Here is a 24,916-nt window from a genome sequence, read left to right as displayed (position 1 = left end):
GCGGGCAGCACATTCTTTTACGGCTGCGCCCGACATCCGTTACCCCGGCAGGTTAACATAGCCCTCTTTTTCGCCTAATCAGACAGTGCATTTCCCGCCTCAATCGAGATTTTAAAAGGGCTCACATTCAGAACAACGACACTTTTCACCCTGATAAGGGCGTGGCAGGATAAGCGCAATCTATCAAGGAGTGTGCCTGATGTTACTGAAAGGTATGAACGATCCGCTGCTGAAAGCGTATCAGCATCCTAAATCACGGATGATGATCAGCCGTTTCAGGGGGCTGGCGGGCGACAGAAGACTCAGTGACTGGCAGGCGTTCTGTATTCTGGTGACCGGCTTTACCAATTACTGGTATGTGCAGGCTGGTCACTACACCATTAATGTCACGCTGACCAAAACCCGTCAGTTCGACTTCCTGCAGGACTTCCTTCATTTCACGGTCACCCTGGATGGATTGATCGGCGATGAACATTTTCGCAGCCCGGACTTTGTACTACCGCATTACGATGTGCCCTATGAATTCTGTCGCTGGCGCAACAAGCGCGGCTATGACGCCTTAACCACCTATGTCAGTAAACAGGGAGTGAAATCCCATAAGGGAATGTTTGTCGCCTCGGAAGGCGTGTCTCCGGAAGAGCAGGTGATGAAATGGGAAGGGGTGGTCAACGTCTACGACAAAACCTTTTTCAGTATGGCTAACTTTAATACCACTCAGGAATTCCTGATTAAAGACATCCGTAAATCCATTCAGGATGGATTAATGAAGCACCTGAGTTTTTACCGCGACCTGTTTCACTATATCTTTCCCACACCGGCAGAGGCTCGGTTGCAGGCGCGTGACGACAGGCGCTATCTGGCGAAAAGATAGCGCCCGGTCATTTTGCTCTCAGTCACTGGCATCCGCACAGAATGATCGCTGAACCCAGCTCACCGTGCCGTTAGCGGACCTCTCTGCAGGTTTACCACTTCATCTCGCCGGTATTCACTTTCGCGCTGAGTTCCAGTGAAGCTGGTTCAGCCAGTTTTGGCCAGGCGGTGTTCATGGCAGCAATCACCGCTGCTGAGGTTTTGTGTTCTGACAGCGCCGCTTCAAAACTCTTCAGATAATTCAGGGTGAAATCCACAGCCTCTGAACCGGCTGGACGCGCACCCAGATAGTGGCCCGGAATAACGTTTTTCGCGTTGAGCGTCTGCATCTCTGTGAGAATATGGCGCCAGTCACTGCGGCTCTTAACGGTCTGAGTGTCAGCCGTCCAGACGTGGATGCCTGAGGAAAGGGCTGTACCGCCCAGAATGGTGCTCACTGAGGGGATCCAGATGTATGCAGCATATTGATCAGGATGACGCAGTTCCAGCGCCTCGCCATCCACGCTGAAGCGGGTCTGATGCGTAACTTCTGGCACAAAGACCTTATCCGGTGCGCCCTGTTTCATCTGAGGGCCCCAGTATTTCAGCTTGGCGTCATGTGTCTGCTGGATATGCTTCACTACGGCAGGTGCGGCAACGACCTTGACGTCCGGCCAGGCTTTAACAATCGGCTCCAGACCGAAGTAGAAATCGGGATCGCCAGAAGTGATCACAATCTCTTTCAGCTTTTTACCGCTCTTTTTAATCATCTCCACCAGTTTCTCACCATCCTGGGTGCTGAACTGGGCATCAAACAGAATCGCTTCGGTTGGCCCGGAGACCAGGGTTGAGGAGACGGCAAAAATCCCCTTCTCCTGCGGATTATAGGTTTCCAGTTGCAGCGTGGCCGCGCTGGCTGAAGTTGAAGCCAGAACGAGCATCACAGGTATCAGAATCGTTTTCATGAATATTCCTCAGAGATAAATGCCCGACTCAGGCAGGTGTATCGGGCGATGTTCAGAATCAGTGTCGCTATTCTACCCATCTGGCTATCTGTTAGAATTCCCGCAATCAGAGATGCTGAGTTTCATAATCCGAACAGGTGAGCGGGATGGACAGAGTGACGGCAGCTGCCGTTTTTAACCGGATATGTGAGCTGGGCAGCCTGAGTGCTGCTTCGCGGGCGCTGGGGATCTCACGGCCGATGGTCAGCCGTTATCTGGAAGAGATGGAAAAGTGGGCGGGAACGCGTCTGCTGCATCGCTCGTCGCGCCGGCTGACCCTGACGCCTGCCGGTGAGGCGATTCTGCAAAAGACCCGCCAGCTGGCCCTGCTGTCAGATGCGATCCAGCAGGAAACCACCCAGGGTGTTCCGGCCGGAACGTTACGCATCGCCTGTGCCCATTTTACGGCGCTTAATCTTGTCGGCCCGGTCGTCCCCGATTTTCTTGCCCGTTATCCGGCACTGCGCATCGAACTGGATATTAACAATCAGCCGGTAAGCCTGATCAGCGAGCGCATCGATCTCGCCATCCGTATCACCGATGCGCCAGAGCCGAGGGCAATCGCACGCCGTCTCGGTGAATGTCACTCGGTACTCTGCGCCTCACCCGGCTATCTGCAGAAGCGAGGCATCCCGCAAACGCCTGGCGATCTGGCGCAGCACAACTGCCTCTACTACAGTCGTTTTGCCGGACAGAGCTGGCATTTCACGGCGGCTGATGGCGGCAAAATCGCTGTCGCCGTTAAAGGAAATTTCAGTGCGGGCATCTCGTCACTGCTATGTGACGCAGCGATTGCAGATTGCGGGATAGCGATGGTGCCCGAACTGGAGGCACGCCATGCGCTTAAAGCGGGAAAACTGGTGGAATTATTGCCTGGCTATGAGCCGCAGCGCATTGGCATCTGGGGGCTTTACCTGTCGCGCGAGCATCAGTCTGCCGCGCTGCGTCTGATGCTGGATGAGCTGCAGAACAGTATGCGAGCCGGGGATGAGCCGCGATCGTAACTGACAAAAATGGACGCTTTATGGATGAGAATCAAAACCTGTACTGGAATAGCATGGTGCCAGAACTTACCGTCACTGACTTTGCCGCGTCGCTGCGATTTTACACGGTGGTGCTGGGCTTTGAGGTAAGGATCCAGCGTCAGCAGCCTGACTTTGCTTACCTCTGCTATGGCCAGGCGCAATTGATGATTGAGCAGTTCCATCCGCAGGGCTGGAATACCGCCGATCTGCGCTGGCCGCTGGGGCGGGGCATTAATTTCCAGATTGAGGTCGACGACATCGAACCGGTGCTGGCGCGCTTACAGCAGCACGCCGTTCCGCTCTATCGGGCGTTACGGGATAACCATTATGACACGGGCGAGACGACCGCCTGCCAGCGGGAATGCCTTGTTCAGGATCCGGATGGTTATCTGCTTCGATTCAGTCAGTATCTGAAATAAACTGAATAGTTGTCTGAAAAAATTAATAATCCCGGGGCTGGCGTTAATAAATTAACTAAACAGTCCTTTTTTATTTTATCTGGTCGAAAAAAATTCTTTAAAAATAATAAGTATGAGGTCTTTTAAAAAGGCCGCCAGCCCTTCTGCTTTAATGGTTTCCGTAATACTTGATGAGTCGCCAGGATGAATCTCACACGAAAAGAAAGAGAAACTTGTGATGCCGCTGGCTTACCGGTTTCGTGATTTTTTTATCGATGTGATCAGAACACTGAAAAAATTAAGTGAAAAGCACGCATTACACTACACTCATTTTAACTGGCAGGATTGGGATAATTCTTAACAGCACCTTCTTAATGGATTTCATTGGGCCAGACGGCTGAATATTTACATTCATTCTCTCATTAAGTACTTAATCTTTGAGTCTGTGAGCCGATAACAGGAGACACATACTCTGGAGGACGAAAAATGAAATCACTTTTAATTACCTGCTTTACCACGCTGCTGATTACCCTGGCCGGTCCAGCGAGCGCAGATTCAAATTCAGGCACGATCTCCTTCAGTGGAGCCATCACCAATGGTTCATGCAATATGAATATCGGTCAGAATCCTGTCGTTTTTGACTGCTTTGATCCCGCCCGTGGCAAGTCTGTTGTTACTACTGCTGACATGATGAACCCCCAGTCATTGAACGGCTTGCCCATGGTAGTAAAGATGCACTGGTTTAATCCTGAGAAAAGCAAAGGGATTATTGAAGTCAGCTATCTGTAATTCTCACCGCTGATTCTACTGTTGACCTGATAACGCCAGCGCAATCTTTGGTTAGTAACGACTATGCTGAAAGTAAATTATAAAACCCATATCTTAAAGGGGGTTGTTAACTCCTGTATCGGTCAGCGGACAGATAAACAGAAAGCCCACCTTTATTACTGAGGGTGGGCTTTTTGAGTTTATGGAATGTATCAGAGAATCACGAAGGGTCAGAAGAGCGCTGAGTAAAGTACTTCGTGCTCTGACGCTTCTCCTTTTTACGACGCAGAACCAGACTGGTGGTAATAATCAGCAGCGTTAAACCGCCGGTTGCCAGTAATTCAGCCTGATGTTTCGCATCAAACAACATGATGATCAGTACGGTCGTAATAAACAGAATCGTCACCCACGTCAGGCCAGGGAATAACCACATCCGGTAATTCAGGACTTCACCCGCCTTTTCACGCTTCTTACGCAGCACCAGATGCGATACGGCAATCACCAGATAGACCAGCAGCGCAATCGCCCCCGAGGTCGCCAGTAAAAATTCAAACACCACGCTTGGCGCAAGATAGTTGGCGATCACCGCCAGAAACGCAGCCGCTGTAGAAAGCAGCACTGCAACCCACGGTGTGCCGCTGCGATTAGTGCGTGAAGCCGAAGCAGGCGCATCTTTACGGCGTGACAGGGAGTAGAGCATGCGCGATGAGGTATAGAGTGCAGAGTTAAGACAGCTGCACACCGCCATCAGCACCACCAGGTCGACAATCAGCCGGGCATGCGGGATGTTCATTGCCGTTAATACCGTCTGCCATGAACCCTGTTCAACCAGGCCAGACGTGTTCCACGGCACCAGCGCGACCACAAAGAAAATCGACAGCAGATAGAACAGCGCAATGCGCCAGATGACCGAGTTAGTGGCCTGAGTAATCTGCTTGCCAGGATTCTTCGACTCGGCAGCGGCAATCGTGACGATTTCTGTGCCCATAAACGAGAACATCGTGGTCAGGATGGCCGCTACAACCGCACCCATCCCGTTCGGCATAAACCCGTGCGTGTCATAAAGATGCGACAGGCCACTGGTGTTGCTGTCAGGCAGCAGACCCAATACTGCCGCCCCCGCCACACCCAGGAACAGGATGATAGCCACGACCTTGATCAGCGCAAACCAGAACTCAAATTCACCATAATTTTTAACGCTGAGCAGGTTGGTAATGGTCAGCAGTAACGTGATGGCAAAAGTATATTGCCAGATGGCGACCTCAGGGAACCAGGCGTGCAGAATAGTGCCTGCTGCATTGGCTTCCAGTGGGATCACCAGCACCCAGAACCACCAGTAGAGCCAGCCGATGGTAAAACCGGCCCAGCGGCCCAGCGCTTTATCCGCATAGGTTGAGAATGAGCCAGAATCGGGTGAAGCGACGGCCATCTCGGCCAGCATCCGCATAATTAGCACTACCAGCGCACCGGCAGCGGCATAAGAGATCAGCACCGCAGGACCGGCTTCAGAAATCGCGTGGCCGGAGCCGACAAACAGCCCTGCGCCAATCACACCCGCAATTGAGAGCATGCGCACGTGGCGCGGTTTCAGGTTTTGAGCCAGCGAATCTTCATTATTCGCACTCTGAGTCATCGTCATGTAAACGTCTCCAGGCGGCGTCCGGCCTGTGTGGCCGGACGAACGGGGATAAACATGGGTTAACGCGCCAGCGAAATCAGGCTGGGACGACGGGGTTTCCGGCAGATGCGACACAGTGATCGATCACCGTGGAGAGAATGGTCAGCGCCTGGCTGAACTGGGCATCAGGAATAGTGAGCGGGTAGAGGAAGCGGATAACGTTGCCTTTGGCGCCGCAGGTCAGCAGCAGCAGGCCCTGTTCCATCGCCATCTTCTGAACCGCCTGCGCGGTGCTGGCCTGATAGAACTCCATCGCCACCATCGAACCCAGCGCACGCACGTCGGCAATGTCCGGATGCTTGCGCTGATGCTCCTGCAGTTCTGCCTCAAGCCGGGCACCGAGATCAACCGCGCGCTGGCAGAGTTGTTCCTCTTCAATCACATCCAGCACCGCATGAGCCGAGGCAATAGCCAGCGGGTTGCCCGCGTAGGTTCCGCCCAGACCACCCGGTGCCGGGGCGTCCATGACCTCTGCACGACCGGCGATGGCGGAGAGTGGCATGCCACCTGCCAGGCTTTTCGCCATGGTGATGATATCGGCCTTCACCGGATAGTGCTCCATGGCGAACAGCTTACCGGTCCGGGCAAATCCGCTCTGGACCTCATCCGCAATCAACAGAATGCCGTGGCGGTCAGCCAGCTCACGTAGCTGCACCATAAATTCTGCGGGTGCAGCATGGAATCCGCCTTCACCCTGTACCGGCTCCAGCACGATTGCGGTAACATCATGCGGTGCAATGTCCTGAGTGAAAATCTCTTCAAGGCTGGTCAGAGCGGCTTCAACGCTGATGCCCTGAACCGCGCTGGGGTAGCGGGCATGGAAAACTGACGGCGGCATCGGGCCGAAATCCCGCTTGTAAGGTGCCACTTTGCCGGTCATTGCCATCGTCATAAAGGTGCGGCCATGGAACGCGTTACCAAAGGTGATGATGCCGTGACGGCGGGTATAGGCACGCGCCACTTTGACCGCATTTTCCACTGCTTCCGCGCCGGTCGTGAAGAAGGCCGTTTTGGCCGGACCGGCGATGGGCACCCGCTGATTAATGCGCTCAGCCAGGGCGATGTAGCTTTCGTAGGGGGTGATCTGGAAGGCAGTATGGGTAAACTTTGTTAACTGATCGGCAATGGCCTGTTCGATACGTGGATGACGGTGGCCGGTGTTCAGCACCGCGATGCCGCCAGCGAAGTCGATCCAGCTGTTTCCGGCCTGATCCCATAAGGTGGCGTTTTCTGCCCGGGCAACGTACCAGTCGCACAGCGTACCGATGCCTTTAGGGAGAGCCTGTGCTTTGCGCTGCTGCATCAGGTTATTATTTTCGCTCATTTCATCCACCTCGTTAATATGCGTGTTTACAATTCCCGACAAACACGTTTATTTATGCCTGAGGCGTGGTGAGTTGCCAGAGCCAATTATCAGAGGAAAGGTGGAGCCAATTGCGACTCTTGTACGCAGATCATCTATTAGCACGGTTACAGTTTTTAAGAACCGGCTCATTACACCAGCGGCTGCTGAATTGTATGCAAGCCGCAATCGCTGAAGAGGTGTTTCCGCGCGGAAGCCGTTTGCCGCCGACCCGCGATCTGGCGCGCGAACTCGGCGTGTCGCGAAACACGGTAATGCATGTCTATGAAAGTCTGATGGCACAGGGGTATGTTACCGCACGCACCGGCAGCGGCACCTGGATTGCCGAAACGTTGCCGGAGAATTCTCTGCAAAGTGATGCGATTGCCGATCTGCAGGCGGTGAAGGCGCAACGACCGGCGACGCTGTCGAAGCGGGGTGCCAGTTTGCTGGGCCATGCCACCGCCTCGCCCTGGCAGTGGGGCGCATTTGTGCCCGGCGCGCCCGATGTCACCGAATTTCCTCACAAGCTGTTCAGCCAGATTCAGGCGCGGCTGAACCGTGAACCTGACGTACATCGCCTGGTCTACAGCAGCGGCGGCGGCTGTCCCGACCTTCGCCATGCGCTGGTGGACTATCTGCGGGTAGCTCGCTCAGTCAGAGCCGATGCTGACCAGATCCTGATTACCGAAGGGGTCCATCAGGCGGTTGATCTGGTGACGCGGGTGTTATGTGATCCCGGCGATCGGGTCTGGATGGAGGAGCCGGGCTACTGGGGAACACGTAATCTGCTGCGCATGAATGGTCTGAAGATTCGCGCGATGCCGGTGGATGAGCAGGGCCTGGTACCGGACAGCGGCCCGGCTCCTAAAATGGTGTTTGTAACGCCTTCTCATCAGTATCCGCTGGGAGTGCACCTGAGCCTGGCGCGTCGTCAGGCCTTGATCGCCCTGGCTCGCCGTCATCAGAGCTGGATTGTTGAAGATGACTACGACAGCGAGTTTCGCTTCTCCGGTCAGCCTCATCCCTCACTACAGGGGCTGGAAGCCGATGCACCGGTCATCTACATGGGAACATTCAGTAAAACACTCTATCCCGCCCTGCGTATTGGCTACATGGTGGTGCCGAAACCGCTGGCACAGCCGTTGCGCATTGCGGCGGCGGAACTCTATCGCGGTGGACATCTGCTGATTCAGCGGGCGCTGGCGGAGTTCATCCGGCTGGGTCATTACATGGAGCATATCCGCCGGATGCGCCTGCTTTATCGTCAGCGGCGACAGTTCCTCTGCAAGCTGATTGAACGCTATCTGGGGCCGGCCTTTTTGCCGGCATTCAACCATGAAGCGGGACTGCATCTGGTGATGCCGCTGCCTGCGGGTGTGGATGACGTGGCGATAGCCGCTGAAGCACTTAAGCGCGGAGTTAAAGTGCGGCCGCTTTCGCAATACTATATGCATCCGCAGGAGGCGCGTGGATTGCTGCTGGGATATGCCTGCGTCAATGAGCGGCAATGTCAGGACGCCTTTGGCACACTCAAAGCCTGTCTTATGTCCGCGGGGATGGTATTTAGTCCGCCGCGTTAGCGGTTCATGGGGTTTTAAAAGGCAGCAGTTTCAGGGCTGGAGCTGAGTTAACGCATTGACATTTCATCAGCGTCACCGAGAATACAGCTCTTTGCGTTCCGACCAGAAAATACTGGAGTTTATCATCGCCCTTAATCCCTTTTCTGCACAGGCCAGAGCGGCTATTAAGCGAGGCGCTGCGCTGGCTGCGGCGTTATTGCTGGTCAGTTGCGCATCCGAACCACCGAAATCGCTGGTGACCCCTTTTCCGCCGGTAACGAAACAGCCAGTACCTGTGCCCGGCAAACCTGCCCAGCCTCAGGCTAATCAACCGATGCGGGGCGTCTGGTTAGCCACGGTGTCACGTCTTGACTGGCCACCTGTCGCGTCGGTGAATGGCACCAGTCCGGCGCAGCGTATCCGCCTGCAGCAGCAATCTCTGACCGACAAGCTGGATAAGCTGAAAAGTCTGGGGATTAACACGGTGTTTTTCCAGGTGAAACCGGATGCCACGGCGTTCTGGCCCTCAAAAATCCTGCCCTGGTCCGATATGCTGACCGGCAAAATCGGTGAAGATCCAGGATATGATCCGCTGCAGTTTATGCTGGATGAGGCGCATAAGCGTGGCATCAAAGTTCACGCCTGGTTTAATCCCTATCGGGTATCGGTGAATACCAAACCCTCTACCGTCAGCGAACTGAACCGCACGCTGTCACTGCATCCGGCCAGCGTTTTTGTGCTGCACCGCGACTGGATCCGCACCGCAGGGGATCGCTATGTGCTCGATCCGGGCATTCCTGAGGCGCGTGACTGGATCACCAGCATTGTGGCCGAGGTGGTGGCGCGTTATCCCATCGACGGTGTGCAGTTTGATGACTACTTCTATGCAGAATCGGCAGGTTCACTGCTCAACGATAATCAGACCTTCAGTCGCTACGGACAGGGTTTTGCCGGTAAAGCGGACTGGCGACGTCACAATACTCAGCAGCTGATTGAGCAGGTGTCCCGGACTATCAAACAGCTGAAGCCAGAGGTTGTATTTGGTGTCAGTCCGGCGGGCGTCTGGCGCAATCTGTCGCACGATCCCGCTGGTTCCGATACCCGCGGCGCGGCGGCGTACGACGAAGCCTTTGCGGATACCCGTCGCTGGGTGCAACAGGGCCTGCTGGATTATATCGCCCCGCAACTTTACTGGCCTTTTTCCCGTCAGGCTGCCCGTTACGATGTGCTGGCAAACTGGTGGGCAGAGGTAGTGAAACCGACTAAAACCCGGCTCTATATCGGTCTTGCGCTCTATAAAGTGGGCGAGTCATCAAAAATTGAACCTGACTGGACGCTTCAGGGTGGGGTGCCTGAACTGAAAAAGCAGCTCGACCTGAATGAATCTAACCCCAATATTGATGGCACCATTCTGTTCAGAGAGAACTATCTGAATCAGCCGCAGACTCAGCAGGCGGTGAGCTATCTTAAAAGCCGCTGGGGAGGCTGAAATGTCCCGACAGCATGACCAGTGCGGTTAAGTTTTTCCCTGTGACTTACTGCTATTCTTGCGCTTTATATGGGAGGAACCATGAGCGAACTGATCAATATTTTTACAAGTCATAAAAGTGAACGCAGTTTCACTGAGCAACCTGTCGATGAAGCGGTACTGGATCGGATTATCAGTACCGCTTATCGCGCACCGACATCAGTAAACTCACAGCAGGTTTCTGTGGTGATCACGCGTGATGCCGGACGTCGGGCAGAGATCGCCGCCATTGCAGGCGGTCAGCCGTGGATTGCCAAAGCACCGGTCTTCATCACCTTCGTGCTGGACATGCATAAATCAGCGGTGGGAATGGCCGCTGTCGATCAGCAGCAGATCGCGCATCAGAGCATTGAGAGCATCGTGTCGGGCTCTACCGATATCGGTATTGCACTGGGCTCGGTCATGGCTGCTGCGCGTGCAGAAGGTCTGGGCATTGTGCCGATTGGCGGAATCCGTCGCGATCCACAGGCGATGATTTCACTGCTGGAACTGCCGCCAATGACCTTCCCGGTTGCGGGTGTGGTCATCGGTCACGTTGATGAACCCGCTCATCAGAAACCGCGTCTGCCACTGGCAACCTTCCGCCATGATGAGACCTATCAGACGCAGGGGCTGGAGCAGCAGATTGCGGCCTACAACGATGAAATGGTTCAGCACTGGAAAAACATTGGTCGTCACGACGGTGAGAGCTGGAGCGAAAGCGTCAGCGGTTACTATAAAAACATCTACTTCCCGGCTGTACTGCCCGCCCTGCTGAAACAGGGTTTCGGCACGGATAAATAACCTATCCTGCGCGAAGTGAAAAGTAACAGGCCATCCGTACAGCGTGACGGGTGGCCTTTTTCATTTTGTTACTATAACGAAATGTGACTTTCTTCTTTGTAACACATAATTTCCCTGTTAACCGAAGCGCTACTGCCTTTAACACTTACCTTCCAGGGAAATAACATGTCTCAGCGTTCACTCTATGCGCTCTGTTTAATGAGCTTTTTTCTGGCCGATGTCCGCGACGGTCTGGGACCTTTTCTGGGCATATTTCTGACGGAACGGCACTGGCGTCCTGACGAAATCGGTCTGGTGATGACCTGCGGCGGCATAGCCGGACTCCTTGCCACGCTGCCTGCAGGCATAGCTGCTGATGCGACCCGCCATAAAAAAATGATTGTGCTGCTGGGTTGTCTGGTGATCACCGTTGCTACGCTGTTGCTGTGGTACAGCAATCAGACCTGGACCGCGATGGTCTCGCAAATCGTAGCGGGAATTGCTGCGGCGTTTATCGGCCCGACCGTGGCGGGTATCACTCTGGGGCTGACCGGACAGCGCGGCTTCAACCATCAGATGGGACGCAATGAGGCCTTCAATCATGGCGGTAACACTATTGCGGCGTTGCTGGCGGGTTTTTCTGCCTGGTACTGGGGCATGGGTGCCGTCTTTATTCTGATGACGGTAATGGCGATTTTTGCAGCCTTCGCCACCCTGGCGATTCGCGGTGATGAGATAGATAACGAGGTGGCGCGAGGCTATGAACAGAATGAAGAGCGGCAGCCAGCGCTGAGCCTGGCGATGCTGATGCGTAAGCCAGCGCTGATGATTGCAGGCGTAACGCTGTTGCTGTTTCATCTTGCCAATGCCGCGCTGTTACCGATGCTGAGCATGCGCGTCGCCTCAGCAGGCGGACAGGCGGCGGTCAGTCCGGGTCTGTACGCTGCGGCAACGGTGGTGATTTCCCAGCTGGTGATGATCCCGGTCGCGCTGTGGGTCTCTAAACGGGTGGAAACGCACGGCTATCGTCTGTTTATTATGGTCGCCCTGATGATTTTACCGCTGCGCGCGGTTATTGCGGCAGGCTTTGCGGAGCCGCTCTTTGTTATTCCGGTTCAGGTTCTGGATGGTATTGCGGCAGGGATCCTGGGCGTGGCGGTGCCGGGTTACATTGTGACTCTGATGCGGGGTACCGGCCATGTTAATGCCGGACAGAGCGTCATTATGCTGATGCAGGGCGCAGGTGCTGCGCTGAGTCCGGCCATGACCGGAGCAATCGCCGCACATTATTCTTACAGCACTGCGTTTGCGGTTCTTGGGGCGATAGCCCTGATGGCGCTGATTTTATGGTGGCGTACCGGTAGCTCGCCTGCCACCCGTCTGGCCTGATAAGCACAAAAAAGGCTGCCCATTGGGCAACCTCGTCTGGCAAATCCGTTTGCGACCATCCGTTATTTATACAGTTCTGCGGTCATGTGAACACGGTTATTGGTGTTCGCTTCCGTAATTTTGTACTGCGCGCCGTGTTCCTGCGCCTGAGCAGCGATTTTCGATTCTGCGCCATCCAGTGTAGAGGAGGTGACAGAAATGCTTTCAGCAAAGCTGCCAAATGAGATCAGTGAAAGAGCGGCGAGGGCGGCAATTGAGAGTGCTTTTACATTTTTCATGGTCATATTCCTGAGTTGTTAATGAGGAGGATACTGGCCTCCGATGAAGATAATGATAACTCAGGTTATCATATCAATGTTAACTATTAGTGCGGTAATGGTGATCGTGCTAACTGTTTATTTGAGGGTCGGCCAGCGCGTGGGCTATTTCTGCTACTAAACTCCTGAACCAGCGATGTGCAGGATCGTCGCGATAGCGCGCATGCCAGCCCATTTCAACCGGAAAAGTGCCGAGATCAACCGGCGCGGGAACAATTCTGAGCCGCTGATCTCTGGAAAGATGCTGGCAGATCAGGCGAGGCAGGGTCGCGCAGTAGTCCGTGACCGCAATCATCTCCGGGACGGCCAGAAAATGTGTCACCGACACGGCAACCTGACGGCGCAGGCCGCGCTTTTCAAGTGCCTGATATAAACCCGCGCGCATACGACCAGGCGGCAGGACATTAACGTGTTTGAGCTGCTCATACTGTTCTGCGCTAAGGTTTTCGCCCACCAGCGGATGATCTGCGCGTATCACACACGCCAGACCTTCATTCATCAGGTGCTGCACAACCAGATTATCAGGAGGCTCAACGATACGCCCCAGCACCATATCGGTGTTTCCTGAAATCACACCCGTTTCCGTTACGTCGTTGCCAAACGGCGTGAGGCGAAGCCTGATACCGGGCGCGCAGTCACGAAGACGCGCCACAATGGCAGGCATCATGATGAATTCAACATAGCTGTTAGGGGCGAGGGTAAACAACCGGGTGGCGTGCAGCGGATCAAAGTCCTGCTGACCAAGGATCACGTTATCAATGGATGATAGGGCAGCACCGACTACCTGGGCCAGCTGTTCTGCTTTCGGTGTCGGGCGCATACCGTAGCGCTCGCGGATAAACAGCGGATCGTTGAGCGTTTCGCGCAACCGGTTCAATGCATTAGAAAGAGCCGGCTGGGTAATACCAAGCCGTTCCGCTGCGCGGGTGACGTTGCGCTCTTCCATCATAACCAGCAAAACTGGCAGTAAATTCAGGTCGTATTTCATTTAGCTATAATGCTGTGTGAATAGCTTAAATTGAAGAAATAAATTTCATAAATATTTATATGCCCGCCATGATTAGTGGGTCAACGCAGAACATGGCGGCTAAATCGCGGGTTCTGGCTATCCTTACACCTGAAACTGACTGTTATAGGAAGCAGAAATGAAAATTTTAATGGTTTTGACCTCGCATGATGAGTTGGGCACCACCGGCAAGAAGACAGGTTTCTGGCTTGAAGAGCTTGCCGCACCCTACTATGCATTCCTGGATGCGGGCGCTGAGATTACTCTGGCTTCACCGAAGGGTGGACAGCCGCCACTCGATCCAAAAAGTGATGAATCTGATTCTCAGACTGATGAGACCCGCCGCTTTCATGCTGACTCTGCTGCTCAGGCCGCGCTGGCCTCGACCGTAAGGCTTGATACGGTTAATCAGGAAACGTTTGATGCCGTGTTCTATCCTGGCGGCCATGGGCCGTTATGGGATCTGGCTAACGACAAACACTCCATTTCGCTGATTGAGCAAACCCTGCAGGCTGGCAAGCCGGTGGCGCTGGTTTGTCATGCACCTGGTGTTCTGCGTGATGTGAAAAACGCTGATGGCACACCATTGGTGAAAGGCAAGAAAGTAACCGGGTTTACTAATAGCGAAGAAGAGGGCGTTGGCCTGACTGACGTCGTGCCTTTCCTGGTGGAAGATGTGCTGAAACAGAATGGCGGTCTTTACTCACGCGGTGATGACTGGCAATCCTACACTGTGCAGGACGGCTTACTGATTACCGGACAGAACCCAGGTTCGTCGGCTGAGACTGCGAAAGTCTTACTCTCAAGTCTGGCGAGTTAAAGCGTCTGTAGCTAAGACGTTTCGAAAGGTGCCCCAGGGCGCCTTTTTTTATTGCTGAACTCAAGGCACAGTGCAGATAGTTACCTGATGAATTATTCAGATCAAATAGATTAGGACTAAATTTAAATAGATGCCAATAATTACAGCGCTGGATTTCTCTTATTAACGCTCAGAAGAGTAAGTCTACTGAAAATATAAACATGTCTTTAAAAACAGTGTTGACATCGTTTATCAGAACCGTAAAGTAAGAGACATCAGCGGCGTGAAGTTGCCCTGATACACCAAAAAATCCCTGGTGTTAGCGTTAATGGTGTCGACAATTTTTTAAATATAAGTTGCCGATGGTTCTGTTAAACGAAGTTGTTATTAATCGCAGATAAGTTAATGACGACGCTGTTAGATGGAGTCTAAGTAAATCTTCGAGAAGTCAGTAGTATCGCGTCGCGATGATGTAAGGCCTCGTAGTTCTGAACGTTACTTTACGACAGGATACGATTGCGGTTTAAACGTCGTAATGAAAGTAAGGCAACGCATCAAAGAGTATATATCGCGATGGGGGTGTACAGATTTATACGGGCCTGACCTGTCTTTGTCTCCTGAAAGACTATCAGGTGGTTGAAACCGCTAATAATAATGACATTTGTTTATTGTGATCATTGTTATCCGCAGGATCTGTTCATAAATAGCAGTATCGAAGCAGTACCTATCAATTAAGTTAGTTAATGTTTAATGTTAAATCTGTAGTACCTTAAAAGCCCTGACTATTTAAGTCAGGGCTTTTATCATTTCAGCGTGTCTCTCAGATTTTGCGGGGGTGTCATTACTGAGTGTCATTTTCGAATTCTTTCTCATTAGTCACTCTTTGTCGCATTCATGCATGCTTTAATACTCTTCAATTTGCACATCCTCTTCATCGCTTCGCATTAAGGTTCCATGCTCTGCTAAGAGTATTCACATGGTGTGGCTTTAGCGTTGTCATCAGGAGTGACTGCTGGCATTTACCCTGCGCAAGACCTTGAGAACTTAGCACTGACAACGCTGGCGCAGCTGCCGCCATTGTGGCGACAGGAATATGGCTTTGTTCTCGCCACCAGAGCTGAACCTGGCGAAACAGAGACGTTAAAAGCGCAGTGGCAGCAGTACCTTTTGGGAAACGCGCTACCCACTGAATCATTATCCGGCTGGCATCAGGGGATGGACGGATTGCAGGCACTGACACACCGCCTGAATACGCCTGGTGAGCGCAATGGCAGGTATCTCACCGGTTCGGAGCTGAAGTCGATGGTGTTCACGATAACGCAGAACTTCAGCCGCTCAGTTCCCCTCGAAGAGCAGCTTTATCAGCTGGGGCAGTCAGAAAATGCCGAATCAGGTAGAGCAGCACAGCTGGCGCAGGTCGATATGCAGTTTACTCAGCTGCTGAACCGCTATGCGCTGATTAAAAATCAGATCGAGTGATGGCGTACAGCGATAAGCACTGGGAAGATCAAATGTCTGCCGGGTCGCTTATGGCAAAATCGATAATCTGCGCCATAGTCAATATTCATCGATTAATTGCGCTTTAGCTTTTATTAAATCCATCGGCGCATAGGTTACGCGCTATTTAACAGAGGTTAAAATGTCTACAGAATCTCCGGAAGATATCTCCAGCGACCTGTCCCAGTTCGTTGGCACACATTTTGTCTATACCTATGATAATGGCTGGAAATATGAGTGGTACGCCCGCAATGAAACGACCTGTGACTACCGTATTCATCAGGGGCTGGTGGGCGGTCGTTGGGTGACCAACCAGAAAATGCACGCAGTGCAGTTTGCGCCCGGCATTTACAAAGTTGACTGGCATGAACCCACCGGCACCTGCGTCAGCCTGCTGTTTGATCTGAATCGCACCCTGCTTCACGGGACAATTTTCTTCCCGCAGTGGATTGCCGGAGAAGGTCAGCATCCGGAAAAAACCATCTGCTACCAGAATGATTTCATTGAAGATATGCACCGCTTCCGCGACGAAGGCCCGGCCTATCCTTATGTGATCATTCCTGAGTTTGCGAAAGTGACTTACATGAAAAACGAAGGGCCGGATAACGATGAAGTCATTAATCAGGCACCGGGGCAGATGCCTGCTGACTATTTTGATGGTAAGTAACTGATAGTACGACCCGCCGCTATGGGCGGGTCGCTTCTGCCTGGCGTGCCAGCGTGCGGGCCAGTATGGATGAGTAGAGTGGTTTTCCCCCCAGAAACTGCGCCAGCAGCGTAGCCCCAAGACAGGTAATAATCATCGGCAATATCAGCTGATAGTTATCGGTCATCTCCAGCACCAGCACGATCCCGGTGAGCGGTGCCCTTACCGAAGCGGCAAACAGTGCGCCCATTCCCGCAATCGCAAAGGTTCCCGCGTCCAGATGATACAACGGGAACAGATCCGTCATCGCTACCCCAAAAGCTGTCCCGAGCAACGTTCCCAGTGCCAGCATCGGCGCAAAAATACCGCCCGGCGCACCTGAGCCAAAACAGAGCAGGGTAGTAACCAGCCTGACCATGAAGATGAGCAGCAGCAGGGTCAACGGGAACACACCATGAACCGCCTGCGGAATCAGTTCTGAGCCGCCGCCTGCGCCAGGTGCGAACAGCAGCGCCAGAATACCGCAGCCGCCGCCGAGCAATGCACCCGCCAGCACCACGCGAGCCGTTTTGCCGGCATAAAAGCGGGCAAAGAGATCCTGCGTTATGAATATCAGGCGGTTGAACAGTACGCCGACCATGCCAATGATCATACCCAGCACCAGATACATCCACAGCGTCTGCACTGGCGCATCAGCCAGTTTGCCAACGGAGATCACCGCCTGTTCGCCGTTGAAACAGCGAAATACGATGCTCGCCATAATCACACCGGTAAACACCGCTTTAATAGAAATCAGGTTATAGCGAAACTGCGGACGCATCTCCTCGATGATGAACAGTATGCCCGCCAGCGGCGCGTTAAACGCGGCGGCCAGGCCCGCAGCCGCGCCTGTTGCCAGCAGCGTATGACGCGCTTCGTTGCTGCGCATCCCCAGAACATCAATCACCATGCGGCCAATGTTGCCGCCCAGCTGCACCGTCGGGCCTTCACGGCCCAGCACCATTCCTGCACCCAGCGTGCCCATGCCGCCAAAAAATTTCACCGGAATCACCCGCCACCAGCGCACAGGTCTCAGCTCTTCCAGCGCCCCTTCAATTTCGGGAATGCCGGAACCACCTGCTTCGGGCGCAAAGCGTCTGACGAGAAAATAGCCGACCATCGCCAGCAAGGCCGAAATGGCAAAAGCGGCGGCGTAAAGCATCCAGCCCTGAAACTGCGCGGGGATAAGCGTATCGGCGCGCCACTGCTGTATTGCTTCAACAGCCCGGGCAAACGCTACGCCCGCCAGACCGACCAGCGTACCGACCAGCGCGGCGCAAAACAGCATCGCCAGCGGCGTTTTGTCACGATAGAGCAGGGCGCGAAACATCCGGCTGCGCGCCGCGAGGGAACGGGGAACATAAACCGGCTGCGGTGATTCTTCATTCATTGAGAGGCATTCTTGTTCAACCAGACCAGCGTGCCAGTTTACTGAGTGATAAGGTGAAAACAAACGTCAGGATCAATTTCAGCCGGGAAAAGAGTTAGTCGGTCTGCGGTGGACAAACCACTTGCGCCATGCGTTCGCGGTAGGCTGGGTTGTCCTGATTTTTCAGCGCCTGAGCTGCGACGGTTAGCGTGAGCTGATTCTGTTGCAGATTCTGCTTGTCATCGAGAAACGTCTGGCGCAGTTTTTCATCAGAGAAGGCTGGCGGTAACTGACACTTCTGGCGCAGATCGTCGGTTATCTGCTGCTGACGCAGTGTAAACTGCAGTGTTTCATACGGCCCGGCGGCCACAAGCATGGGGCATACTGACAGCAGCATAAACAGCGTATTGCGGATCACTTTCATGATGATCTCCTGACTGCTGAGAACAGGAAAGGCTCTTCGGCAGTTTCAGTTGAGTTTAATCGCATTGAGTGATTAGCCTGAGCACAGCACCATCGACCGTGTGCAGCAATGTCGCCACGGTTGACGCAATAATCATAGCAATACTGGCGCGACAGGGAGCTGACATGCAGCCACATTCCACTGAAATTCTTACCGCTGACTGCTGTATCGTTGGCGGTGGCCCGGCCGGCTTAATGCTGGGTTATCTGTTTGCCCGCGCAGGCCTGCGCGTAGTCGTCATCGAAAAGCACGCTGACTTTCTTCACGACTTTCGCGGAGACACCATCCACCCTTCGACGCTGGAAATAATGCATCAGCTCGGACTGCTGGAATCTTTCCTGACGCTGCCGCATCAGCGAGCCGAAAAGCTTGAGGCAGAAATTGCAGGACAAAGCATTACGATGGCCGACTTCTCACGTCTGCCGGTTCAGTGTCGTTTTATTGCCTTCATGCCGCAGTGGGATTTCCTGAACTATATGGCAGAGCAGAGTGCCCGCTATCCGGGCTTCAGCCTGCTGCAGTCGACTGCCTTCGAGTCGCTGATCGAAGAAAATGGCACGGTCAGCGGCGTGACGGCCTCACGCGGCAATCAGCAGCTGCATATTCGCTGCAAACTGGTGGTCGGTGCGGATGGTCGCCATTCGCGCGTGCGCGACGCGGCCGGGCTGATCGGACAGGAATTTGGCGCCGCGCGCGATGTCATCTGGTTCCGCTTAAGTAAGCAGCCGCAAGATCCCGAGCTGGGCATGGGGCATAAAGGGCCGAAGCAGAACTTCATCGTTATCGATCGTGGCGACTACTGGCAGTGCGGTCTGACCATTCCGAAAGGGGAGTTTGAGGCGAAACAGGCCGCCGGTCTCGACGCGTTTAAAGCAGACGTGGCGGCAGTGTCGCCTTTTGAGGCGACGCGCATGTCGGAAATCGAAAGCTGGGAGGCGTTTAAGCTGCTGTCGATACGTATCGACCGGCTGGAGAAGTGGGCGAAACCTGGCGTGCTCTGTATTGGTGATGCTGCGCATGCCATGTCGCCAATAGGCGGAGTTGGCGTTAATCTGGCGATTCAGGATGCGGTGGCGACGGCGAATCTCCTTACCGCCCCACTGAAACGCGGTAAACTGCAGCTGCGCGATCTGGAAAAAGTGCAGAAGCGTCGTCAGTTCCCCACTGTCGCCACGCAGTTTCTGCAGATTAAAATGAGCCGCAACAAAGCCAGAAGAAAACCTGCGGGCAGCAGCAAGGTTCCGGCAATTATCCGTCGCCTGCCGTTTCTGCGTTTTGTGCTGGGTCGCCTGATCGGTCTGGGCTTCAGAACAGAGTCGCCACAGGTTGCGCATATGAAGTCAGCCCGTTAAATGATTTCGACAGCGATCAGATATCGTGCGACACTGTTTCATTGTGAAAGTACTGTCAGATTGAGCCGCTATTTATCTGATAATTGGGCGCTAATTGAGCATTCTTAAGCTAAATTATTTTCGATTTTTGCGCCTGCAAAGGAGAGGTTTCAGTGCATAACGAGCAAAATGGCAGCGACGTAAAACGTCTGAGTGCGATCAAGGCACTTTTGTCGCCGGATGAAGCCCGTGACAGAGTGCTGGAGAGATTCGTGAATCTCGCCAGTCAGGTGCTGGGTATTTCAGGCAGCTTCATTTCGATTATTGACGATCATAATCAATACATAAGAGCGTCACGGAACTTCGATCTAAAACAATCGACCCGTGATGAGTCACTCTGCCGCCACGTCATTGATGGTGAGGGACATCTGGTGGTGGTTGACACCTTACTGGATGAACGCTTTGTTACGCATCCTTTTGTGGAAGGTGACCCGCATATTCGTTTCTATGCCGGTGTGGCGCTGCAAAACCTTGACGGCGCGATGCTGGGAACACTCTGCGTAACCGATACACAACCTCATCCCTTTGCGGATGAAAAACTCGCTACGCTGCGCTCACTGGCCACGCTGGTGACCTCTTTTCTGGATGCCTGGAACAATGCGGGTTTTGCCGACGTTATAACGCATCTGCCAAACCGGCCACGCCTGATTCGTGATCTGCAGCAACTGACCGTTACCGCGCCCCACAGCCGTTTTCGCCTGATTCTTATCGACTGTCTCGACATTATTCGCGCGTATGAGCTTTCCCGCGCAGTGGGCATTGCGCCGATGGAGAAATTGCTCAGGCAGATGGCGCAGGATGCCGCACAGCGGCTTAATCTGCCGGAGAACGAGACGCTTTACACATTTGCTCCTGGCCGTTTCGCCATTGTTCAGCCTTACTCAGGTCGTTATTCAGCGCATAACATGATCGATCTGTTCAAAGGCATGCGGGCCGATCTGGCGGAAAATATCACGCTCGACCTGGATGTTTTTACCGGCGAAACAGAGTTTGTACCGGGACAGATGGATGCCAACGAAACGGTGCGTCAGGCCGTCAGCGCGCTACATGAAGCGATTGATGAGAACATCAGTGCGATGTCGTTTGACGAGAGTTACGACTCGCGGCGCACCGATGATTTTATGATCATGAACGATCTGGCTCAGGCGCTGAAGAAAGATGAAGAGCTGTATCTCGCCTGGCAACCAAAGGTGTGTCTCAAAACCGGTAAAACGGTCGGGCTGGAGGCGCTGATCCGCTGGAATCACCCTGAGCGGGGTGAACTTTTCCCATCAGAATTTATTCCGTTAGCCGGTAAAACCAACCTGATCTCCGATCTGACCAACTGGGTTATCGATCACACCGTTGAGCAGCTTACGCGCTGGAATCACGAGTACGACCTGATTCCGGTCTCGATTAACGTCAGTGAACGCGACTTTGCCAGGCCCGATTTTGCCGATCAACTGGTGGCAAAATTAGCGGCAGCGCAGTTACCTAATTCGATAATGGGTATTGAGTGTCTTGAGAATGAGCTGATCACCAAAAGTGATGTGGCGATCAAAGGGCTGGAAGCGCTGAAATCGCACGGCTTTATGATCTCTCTGGATGATTTCGGCGTTGGCTACAGCAATATCAGCTACCTGCAGGATATCCCGCTGGATGTGATTAAGATTGACCGTTCGCTAATCTCGCGTATGGGCGAGGACGACGCTTCTAAAATCATCGTCAGATGCATCATCGGGATGCTGAAAGAGCTGAATTACACTGTGCTGGCCGAAGGTGTGGAAGCAGAAGCCACGCTGGGACTGCTGAAAACCTACGGCTGCGATCAGATTCAGGGCTACTTCTTTTCAAAACCGCTGCCAGCCAGCGACATCGAACACTGGCTTTATCAGAAGTCACGCTAGTCAACTCGCCCGCAGCACTCGTTGCGGGCGCGCTGATCACTCACTGCCGGTGGCGTAACGCTCAACCGGAGTGATGTGTTTGATCAGCTTGTTATCAAACAAAAACTGCTCATAAGTCTGGTAGCGTGCGCGATCCAGTTTTGCCGGATCGGTGGCGAACAGCGGCAGCGTAACCTGCCATGCCTGATGGTTTAGCGGTGTGTTCAGTTCCGGATGCGCCTGTGCAAACATCTGCCAGCTCTCTTCAGGATGAGCCTGTAACTGTGCGTTCCCCTTCTTCAGTGCCCGCAGAAACTTTTTAATTTTCTCCGAATGCGCCTCATCGCGGTTAGCAACGATAATCAGCTCGTCATAGGCCGGCACGCCATAATCCTCGACGTTAAACACCACCGGATCTTTGCCAGCCAGTTTCATCTCCAGGGCTTCAATATTGCGATAGCCGCCAATCACCGCATCAACCTGCCCGGTCATCAGGGCGCTGGTGAGCTGAAAATTGACGTTAACCAGCTTTACCTGATCGACCCTGATTCCGTCATGGCTCAGCATCGTCGCCAGCGTCGCTTCTTCAATGCCGCTGACGGAATAGCCGATGTATTTTCCTTTTAAGTCCGCTGGTTTTCTCACCGTTTTGTCCAGCGTCATCAGCGTATTCAGCGGCGTATTAATCAGCGTGCCCACCCGCATCAGCGGCAGGCCCTGGTCGGCGAAAAAATGCAGCTGCGGCTGATACGTTATCGCTAAGTCCGCCTGCTTAGCGGCCACCAGACGCGGCGGCAGCGCGGGGTCGGAAGGCGGCACAATGTTAACCTCCAGACCCTCTGTCGCAAACGCTCCGGTTTGCTGCGCCACCATAATGGGTGCATGGTCGGGATTGATATACCAGTCGAGCACCAGCGTCAGTTTTTCCATTGCCTGAGCCTGCGAGGCTATGGTGGCGCTGAACATCAGGACAATCAGGGGCGTTTTAGTCATAGGTTTTCTCATCAGTAGGGTCGTCAGTGTGGCTCGGGAGTCCAGGTAATCAGGCGGCGAAGCAGAAGATCGATGATCAGCCACAGGGTCAGTGTCATCAGCACCAGAATAAACAGGGCGGCGAAACAGAGATCGCTCTGCATGCGGGCGTTGGCATTCAGCATCACGTAGCCCAGCCCTTCAGCCGATCCAACCCATTCACCTATGATGGCGCCAATGGGCGCGACGGCGGCTGCCATCCGCAAGCCCGAACCCAGGGCGGGCAGTGCGGCTAACAGCCGGACATGGCGCAGTTGCGCTGCGCGTGAAGCGTCCATCGTGCGAGCCAGATCGAGATAGCCGGGCGTGACGCGACGCAGGCCATCAAAAAAGGCGGAGGTAACCGGAAAGAAGATCACCAGTACCGCCATTGCGACTTTGGCGCTCATGCCAAAGCCAAACCAGAGCACCAATAGCGGTGCCAGGGCAAATACCGGAATCGCCTGGCTGGTGATCACCAGCGGCATCATCCAGCGCTGTAACCACGACGAAAAGGTCATGCCCAGTGCCAGCACCGCGCCCAACAGCACGCCCAGCGCCATACCGCTGAGGATTTCAGTCAGGGTGATCAGGCTGTGATGGCCGAGATAGCCAGCGTTGTCCCACAGTGCAGTAGCAACCGCAGCGGGCGAGGGCAGCAGAAAGGCCGGAACGGAAGTGAGCGTGGCGAGCCACCACAGCGCAATTAATCCGGCTGAGAGCATGACTCCACGGCGAAGCGCGGCGAAACGTAATCTCATCCGGCCAGCCTGCTTAGCTGTTTCAGCAAGGTGGCCTGACTCTGAATCACGCTAATGTCATCTGCTGCCCGCGGTGGCTGGCCCTGCAGTGGCGGGCAGGTTTCAATGCCTGCGGATCCCATTACCAGCAGGTGATGACCGAGGCGACAGGCTTCCGCGGCATCATGAGTGATCAGCAGCACGGTATGTCCGGCCAGCACCTCTGCCGCCAGGGTCTGGATCTGCGTGCGGGTCAGTGCATCCAGTGCCGAGAAAGGCTCATCCATCAGCACAATCGGCTGACGGGTGTAGAGGGTACGCGCCAGCGCTACCCGCTGACGCATACCGCCCGAAAGTGTCGCAGGTCGCGCACGGGCACAGTGGCTCAGGCCCACCCGCGCCAGCAAATGCTGCGCCAGGTCGCGATCGGCTTTCTCACCTTTCAGACGACTGGCGAGGCAGACGTTCTGTTCCACCGTCAGCCACGGATAGAGCAAATCCTGCTGCCCCATCCAGGCGATGCGCCCGGCCAGCGGCAGACCATCGCTGCCGTTAATCTGTCCCGAAGTGGGTGGCGTCAGACCGGCAATCACCCGCATCAGGCTGCTTTTACCCACGCCGCTGGCCCCCAGTAAAGCGGTCAATGCACCGCCCGCGATTTCCAGATTAAGCTCGCTGAACAGTTGCTGCTGATTAAGCGTCAGGCAGAGCTGGCGAACGGAAATACCCGGCGGCACGGCAGCGTTCAGCCGCGTCATGAGCTGACCTGCAGACAGTCAGCATAATTAAGCCCCATCTGCCAGAATGCCGCTTCCAGTCGGGTTGCGGTGGTAAATATCTCCGACAGTGAGTTAATACGCTGTTCACCGGCGCGCTGCTGAGCCAGAGTTTCAAACAGCATCAGTGAAGAACCGACGCCCGCCAGGTAGGACTCATCACCGTAATTCTCAATCCATGCCGCGTAAGGATTCCCCCCGAAGCGGGTCGCGGGATCCTCCAGCAGCCTCAGGCCGATTTCCGCATAACCGGCGACGCATGGCATCAGCGCCGTCATCAGCTCCAGCGCATCTCCGGTGTGACCCACGTCCAGCACGTAACGGGTGTAGTTGATCGTTTCCATTGCCTCCGTTTCGCTCGCCATCGCCTCTTCGCTGATGCCCCACTGCTGGCAGTAAGCCAGATGCAGCGGCAGTTCGCTGATAATGGCGTTCAGCGATGCCGTCGCGCTGCGTAATGCAGCCGGTTCTGAGAGTTTGCTGATCAACAGACCCCATGCACGGGCGAAGTGCAGCAGAAACAGATAATCCTGGGTGAGATAGTGACGAAAAGCGGCGGGTGGCAGCGTGCCGTGTCCGAGCTGCTGCACAAAATTGTGCCTGACATAATCGTGCCATTGCGTGCCCGCCTGATGGCGCAGACGACCATAAAAGCCGGTTTCGAAAAGCGGATGTGTCATAGGATCTCCAGT

Annotated in this window: 24 protein-coding genes; 13 read left to right on the top strand and 11 right to left on the bottom strand. The window is 54.2% G+C overall.

The features are described from left to right. The first annotated feature begins 199 nt into the window (after positions 1–199). Positions 200–871 (top strand): hypothetical protein, encoded by a 672-nt coding sequence (locus tag FA92_RS19670; RefSeq protein ID WP_013196431.1) that lies wholly within the window; start codon positions 200–202, stop codon positions 869–871. 91 nt (positions 872–962) lie between these two features. Here FA92_RS19670 and FA92_RS19665 read toward each other — a convergent pair whose 3' ends face one another. After that, positions 963–1,814 carry a Vmh family MBL fold metallo-hydrolase gene (locus FA92_RS19665; protein WP_033784826.1) on the bottom strand — a complete coding sequence of 284 codons (852 nt, stop codon included), beginning with the start codon at positions 1,812–1,814 and terminating at the stop codon, positions 963–965. A gap of 146 nt (positions 1,815–1,960) precedes the next feature. Between FA92_RS19665 and FA92_RS19660 the strand changes: the two genes are divergently transcribed. The 3 genes from FA92_RS19660 (at position 1,961) to FA92_RS19650 (ending at position 4,065) form a co-directional block, all read left to right on the top strand. Beyond that, the gene (locus FA92_RS19660) at positions 1,961–2,857 is read left to right on the top strand and encodes a LysR family transcriptional regulator (RefSeq protein ID WP_033784825.1); all 897 of its coding nucleotides are present in this window, start codon (positions 1,961–1,963) and stop codon (positions 2,855–2,857) included. A 20-nt stretch (positions 2,858–2,877) separates the two neighbouring features. Beyond that, a complete protein-coding gene (locus FA92_RS19655; protein ID WP_033784824.1) occupies positions 2,878–3,297 on the top strand; it encodes a VOC family protein in 420 nt (139 codons plus the stop codon). Between the two features lie 465 nt (positions 3,298–3,762). After that, positions 3,763–4,065 (top strand): type 1 fimbrial protein, encoded by a 303-nt coding sequence (locus tag FA92_RS19650; RefSeq protein ID WP_013196427.1) that lies wholly within the window; start codon positions 3,763–3,765, stop codon positions 4,063–4,065. Positions 4,066–4,264: 199 nt separating this feature from the next. Here the strand turns inward: FA92_RS19650 and gabP are convergent, their stop codons facing one another. Both gabP and gabT read right to left on the bottom strand, forming a co-directional pair. After that, positions 4,265–5,677: a GABA permease gene (gene gabP, locus FA92_RS19645; protein ID WP_199852958.1), complete on the bottom strand. Its 1,413-nt coding sequence runs from the start codon at positions 5,675–5,677 to the stop codon at positions 4,265–4,267. Between the two features lie 82 nt (positions 5,678–5,759). After that, complete coding sequence (gene gabT, locus FA92_RS19640; protein ID WP_033784820.1) at positions 5,760–7,046, bottom strand: 4-aminobutyrate--2-oxoglutarate transaminase; 1,287 nt, start codon at positions 7,044–7,046, stop codon at positions 5,760–5,762. 110 nt (positions 7,047–7,156) lie between these two features. Between gabT and FA92_RS19635 the strand changes: the two genes are divergently transcribed. The 4 genes from FA92_RS19635 to FA92_RS19620 all read left to right on the top strand — a co-directional run bounded on the left by FA92_RS19635 (position 7,157) and on the right by FA92_RS19620 (position 12,305). Continuing rightward, a complete protein-coding gene (locus FA92_RS19635) occupies positions 7,157–8,647 on the top strand; it encodes a PLP-dependent aminotransferase family protein (protein ID WP_197061519.1) in 1,491 nt (496 codons plus the stop codon). 91 nt (positions 8,648–8,738) lie between these two features. Continuing rightward, on the top strand, positions 8,739–10,115 hold the full coding sequence (locus FA92_RS19630; RefSeq protein WP_156105729.1) for a glycoside hydrolase family 10 protein: 1,377 nt from the start codon (positions 8,739–8,741) through the stop codon (positions 10,113–10,115). An 81-nt stretch (positions 10,116–10,196) separates the two neighbouring features. Continuing rightward, on the top strand, positions 10,197–10,937 hold the full coding sequence (locus FA92_RS19625) for a nitroreductase family protein (protein ID WP_013196422.1): 741 nt from the start codon (positions 10,197–10,199) through the stop codon (positions 10,935–10,937). Positions 10,938–11,102: 165 nt separating this feature from the next. Then, entirely contained in the window at positions 11,103–12,305 is a 1,203-nt protein-coding gene (locus tag FA92_RS19620; RefSeq protein ID WP_033784816.1) for an MFS transporter, read from the top strand. 62 nt (positions 12,306–12,367) lie between these two features. Here FA92_RS19620 and FA92_RS19615 read toward each other — a convergent pair whose 3' ends face one another. Then, on the bottom strand, positions 12,368–12,583 hold the full coding sequence (locus tag FA92_RS19615) for a YdgH/BhsA/McbA-like domain containing protein (protein WP_033784815.1): 216 nt from the start codon (positions 12,581–12,583) through the stop codon (positions 12,368–12,370). A gap of 109 nt (positions 12,584–12,692) precedes the next feature. Beyond that, entirely contained in the window at positions 12,693–13,610 is a 918-nt protein-coding gene (locus tag FA92_RS19610; RefSeq protein ID WP_033784814.1) for a LysR substrate-binding domain-containing protein, read from the bottom strand. A gap of 157 nt (positions 13,611–13,767) precedes the next feature. Here FA92_RS19610 and FA92_RS19605 point away from each other — a divergent pair, with 157 nt between their 5' ends. The 3 genes from FA92_RS19605 (at position 13,768) to FA92_RS19595 (ending at position 16,591) form a co-directional block, all read left to right on the top strand. After that, complete coding sequence (locus FA92_RS19605; RefSeq protein ID WP_033784813.1) at positions 13,768–14,448, top strand: type 1 glutamine amidotransferase domain-containing protein; 681 nt, start codon at positions 13,768–13,770, stop codon at positions 14,446–14,448. Between the two features lie 984 nt (positions 14,449–15,432). After that, positions 15,433–15,906: a VasL domain-containing protein gene (locus FA92_RS22850; RefSeq protein WP_072009007.1), complete on the top strand. Its 474-nt coding sequence runs from the start codon at positions 15,433–15,435 to the stop codon at positions 15,904–15,906. Positions 15,907–16,066: 160 nt separating this feature from the next. Further along, a complete protein-coding gene (locus tag FA92_RS19595) occupies positions 16,067–16,591 on the top strand; it encodes a phenolic acid decarboxylase (RefSeq protein ID WP_013196415.1) in 525 nt (174 codons plus the stop codon). 19 nt (positions 16,592–16,610) lie between these two features. Here the strand turns inward: FA92_RS19595 and clcA are convergent, their stop codons facing one another. Both clcA and FA92_RS19585 read right to left on the bottom strand, forming a co-directional pair. Next, positions 16,611–17,999 (bottom strand): H(+)/Cl(-) exchange transporter ClcA, encoded by a 1,389-nt coding sequence (gene clcA, locus FA92_RS19590; RefSeq protein ID WP_033784812.1) that lies wholly within the window; start codon positions 17,997–17,999, stop codon positions 16,611–16,613. 94 nt (positions 18,000–18,093) lie between these two features. After that, on the bottom strand, positions 18,094–18,402 hold the full coding sequence (locus tag FA92_RS19585) for a YicS family protein (RefSeq protein ID WP_033784811.1): 309 nt from the start codon (positions 18,400–18,402) through the stop codon (positions 18,094–18,096). Positions 18,403–18,566: 164 nt separating this feature from the next. Here FA92_RS19585 and FA92_RS19580 point away from each other — a divergent pair, with 164 nt between their 5' ends. Beyond that, complete coding sequence (locus tag FA92_RS19580; RefSeq protein ID WP_033784808.1) at positions 18,567–19,793, top strand: FAD-dependent oxidoreductase; 1,227 nt, start codon at positions 18,567–18,569, stop codon at positions 19,791–19,793. Positions 19,794–19,945: 152 nt separating this feature from the next. Beyond that, positions 19,946–21,718, top strand: a complete 1,773-nt coding sequence (locus tag FA92_RS19575; protein WP_033784807.1) for a sensor domain-containing phosphodiesterase — start codon at positions 19,946–19,948, stop codon at positions 21,716–21,718. A 36-nt stretch (positions 21,719–21,754) separates the two neighbouring features. Here the strand turns inward: FA92_RS19575 and FA92_RS19570 are convergent, their stop codons facing one another. From FA92_RS19570 to tenA, 4 genes are read right to left on the bottom strand one after another with little or no spacing between them, the layout of a single operon-like run. Beyond that, the gene (locus tag FA92_RS19570; RefSeq protein WP_033784806.1) at positions 21,755–22,690 is read right to left on the bottom strand and encodes an ABC transporter substrate-binding protein; all 936 of its coding nucleotides are present in this window, start codon (positions 22,688–22,690) and stop codon (positions 21,755–21,757) included. 23 nt (positions 22,691–22,713) lie between these two features. Next, complete coding sequence (locus FA92_RS19565; RefSeq protein WP_033784805.1) at positions 22,714–23,469, bottom strand: ABC transporter permease; 756 nt, start codon at positions 23,467–23,469, stop codon at positions 22,714–22,716. Next, positions 23,466–24,206: an ABC transporter ATP-binding protein gene (locus FA92_RS19560; protein ID WP_033784804.1), complete on the bottom strand. Its 741-nt coding sequence runs from the start codon at positions 24,204–24,206 to the stop codon at positions 23,466–23,468. The genes FA92_RS19565 and FA92_RS19560 overlap by 4 nt, the downstream gene beginning before the upstream one ends. After that, positions 24,203–24,904 carry a thiaminase II gene (tenA, locus tag FA92_RS19555; protein WP_013196407.1) on the bottom strand — a complete coding sequence of 234 codons (702 nt, stop codon included), beginning with the start codon at positions 24,902–24,904 and terminating at the stop codon, positions 24,203–24,205. The genes FA92_RS19560 and tenA overlap by 4 nt, the downstream gene beginning before the upstream one ends. Between the last annotated feature and the right edge of the window lie 12 nt (positions 24,905–24,916).

Source organism: Pantoea sp. 9140, assembly GCF_000745295.1.
GTDB classification, from domain to species: Bacteria; Pseudomonadota; Gammaproteobacteria; order Enterobacterales; family Enterobacteriaceae; genus Pantoea; species Pantoea vagans.
Note: the sequence above shows the minus strand (reverse complement) of the source record. Positions and strands in the feature narration are given on the sequence as shown.

What these genes read in the sequence shown, in the direction of transcription:
- FA92_RS19670 (WP_013196431.1), top strand. Translation starts at nt 200, where the DNA reads ATGTTACTGAAAGGTATGAACGATCCGCTGCTGAAAGCGTATCAGCAT.
- FA92_RS19620 (WP_033784816.1), top strand. Translation starts at nt 11,103, where the DNA reads ATGTCTCAGCGTTCACTCTATGCGCTCTGTTTAATGAGCTTTTTTCTG.
- FA92_RS19610 (WP_033784814.1), bottom strand. Translation starts at nt 13,610, where the DNA reads ATGAAATACGACCTGAATTTACTGCCAGTTTTGCTGGTTATGATGGAA.
- FA92_RS19580 (WP_033784808.1), top strand. Translation starts at nt 18,567, where the DNA reads ATGCAGCCACATTCCACTGAAATTCTTACCGCTGACTGCTGTATCGTT.
- FA92_RS19605 (WP_033784813.1), top strand. Translation starts at nt 13,768, where the DNA reads ATGAAAATTTTAATGGTTTTGACCTCGCATGATGAGTTGGGCACCACC.
- FA92_RS19625 (WP_013196422.1), top strand. Translation starts at nt 10,197, where the DNA reads ATGAGCGAACTGATCAATATTTTTACAAGTCATAAAAGTGAACGCAGT.
- FA92_RS19655 (WP_033784824.1), top strand. Translation starts at nt 2,878, where the DNA reads ATGGATGAGAATCAAAACCTGTACTGGAATAGCATGGTGCCAGAACTT.
- FA92_RS19595 (WP_013196415.1), top strand. Translation starts at nt 16,067, where the DNA reads ATGTCTACAGAATCTCCGGAAGATATCTCCAGCGACCTGTCCCAGTTC.
- FA92_RS19650 (WP_013196427.1), top strand. Translation starts at nt 3,763, where the DNA reads ATGAAATCACTTTTAATTACCTGCTTTACCACGCTGCTGATTACCCTG.
- gabT (WP_033784820.1), bottom strand. Translation starts at nt 7,046, where the DNA reads ATGAGCGAAAATAATAACCTGATGCAGCAGCGCAAAGCACAGGCTCTC.
- tenA (WP_013196407.1), bottom strand. Translation starts at nt 24,904, where the DNA reads ATGACACATCCGCTTTTCGAAACCGGCTTTTATGGTCGTCTGCGCCAT.
- clcA (WP_033784812.1), bottom strand. Translation starts at nt 17,999, where the DNA reads ATGAATGAAGAATCACCGCAGCCGGTTTATGTTCCCCGTTCCCTCGCG.
- FA92_RS19585 (WP_033784811.1), bottom strand. Translation starts at nt 18,402, where the DNA reads ATGAAAGTGATCCGCAATACGCTGTTTATGCTGCTGTCAGTATGCCCC.
- FA92_RS19560 (WP_033784804.1), bottom strand. Translation starts at nt 24,206, where the DNA reads ATGACGCGGCTGAACGCTGCCGTGCCGCCGGGTATTTCCGTTCGCCAG.
- FA92_RS19615 (WP_033784815.1), bottom strand. Translation starts at nt 12,583, where the DNA reads ATGAAAAATGTAAAAGCACTCTCAATTGCCGCCCTCGCCGCTCTTTCA.
- FA92_RS19665 (WP_033784826.1), bottom strand. Translation starts at nt 1,814, where the DNA reads ATGAAAACGATTCTGATACCTGTGATGCTCGTTCTGGCTTCAACTTCA.
- FA92_RS19660 (WP_033784825.1), top strand. Translation starts at nt 1,961, where the DNA reads ATGGACAGAGTGACGGCAGCTGCCGTTTTTAACCGGATATGTGAGCTG.
- FA92_RS19570 (WP_033784806.1), bottom strand. Translation starts at nt 22,690, where the DNA reads ATGACTAAAACGCCCCTGATTGTCCTGATGTTCAGCGCCACCATAGCC.
- FA92_RS19565 (WP_033784805.1), bottom strand. Translation starts at nt 23,469, where the DNA reads ATGAGATTACGTTTCGCCGCGCTTCGCCGTGGAGTCATGCTCTCAGCC.
- gabP (WP_199852958.1), bottom strand. Translation starts at nt 5,677, where the DNA reads ATGACTCAGAGTGCGAATAATGAAGATTCGCTGGCTCAAAACCTGAAA.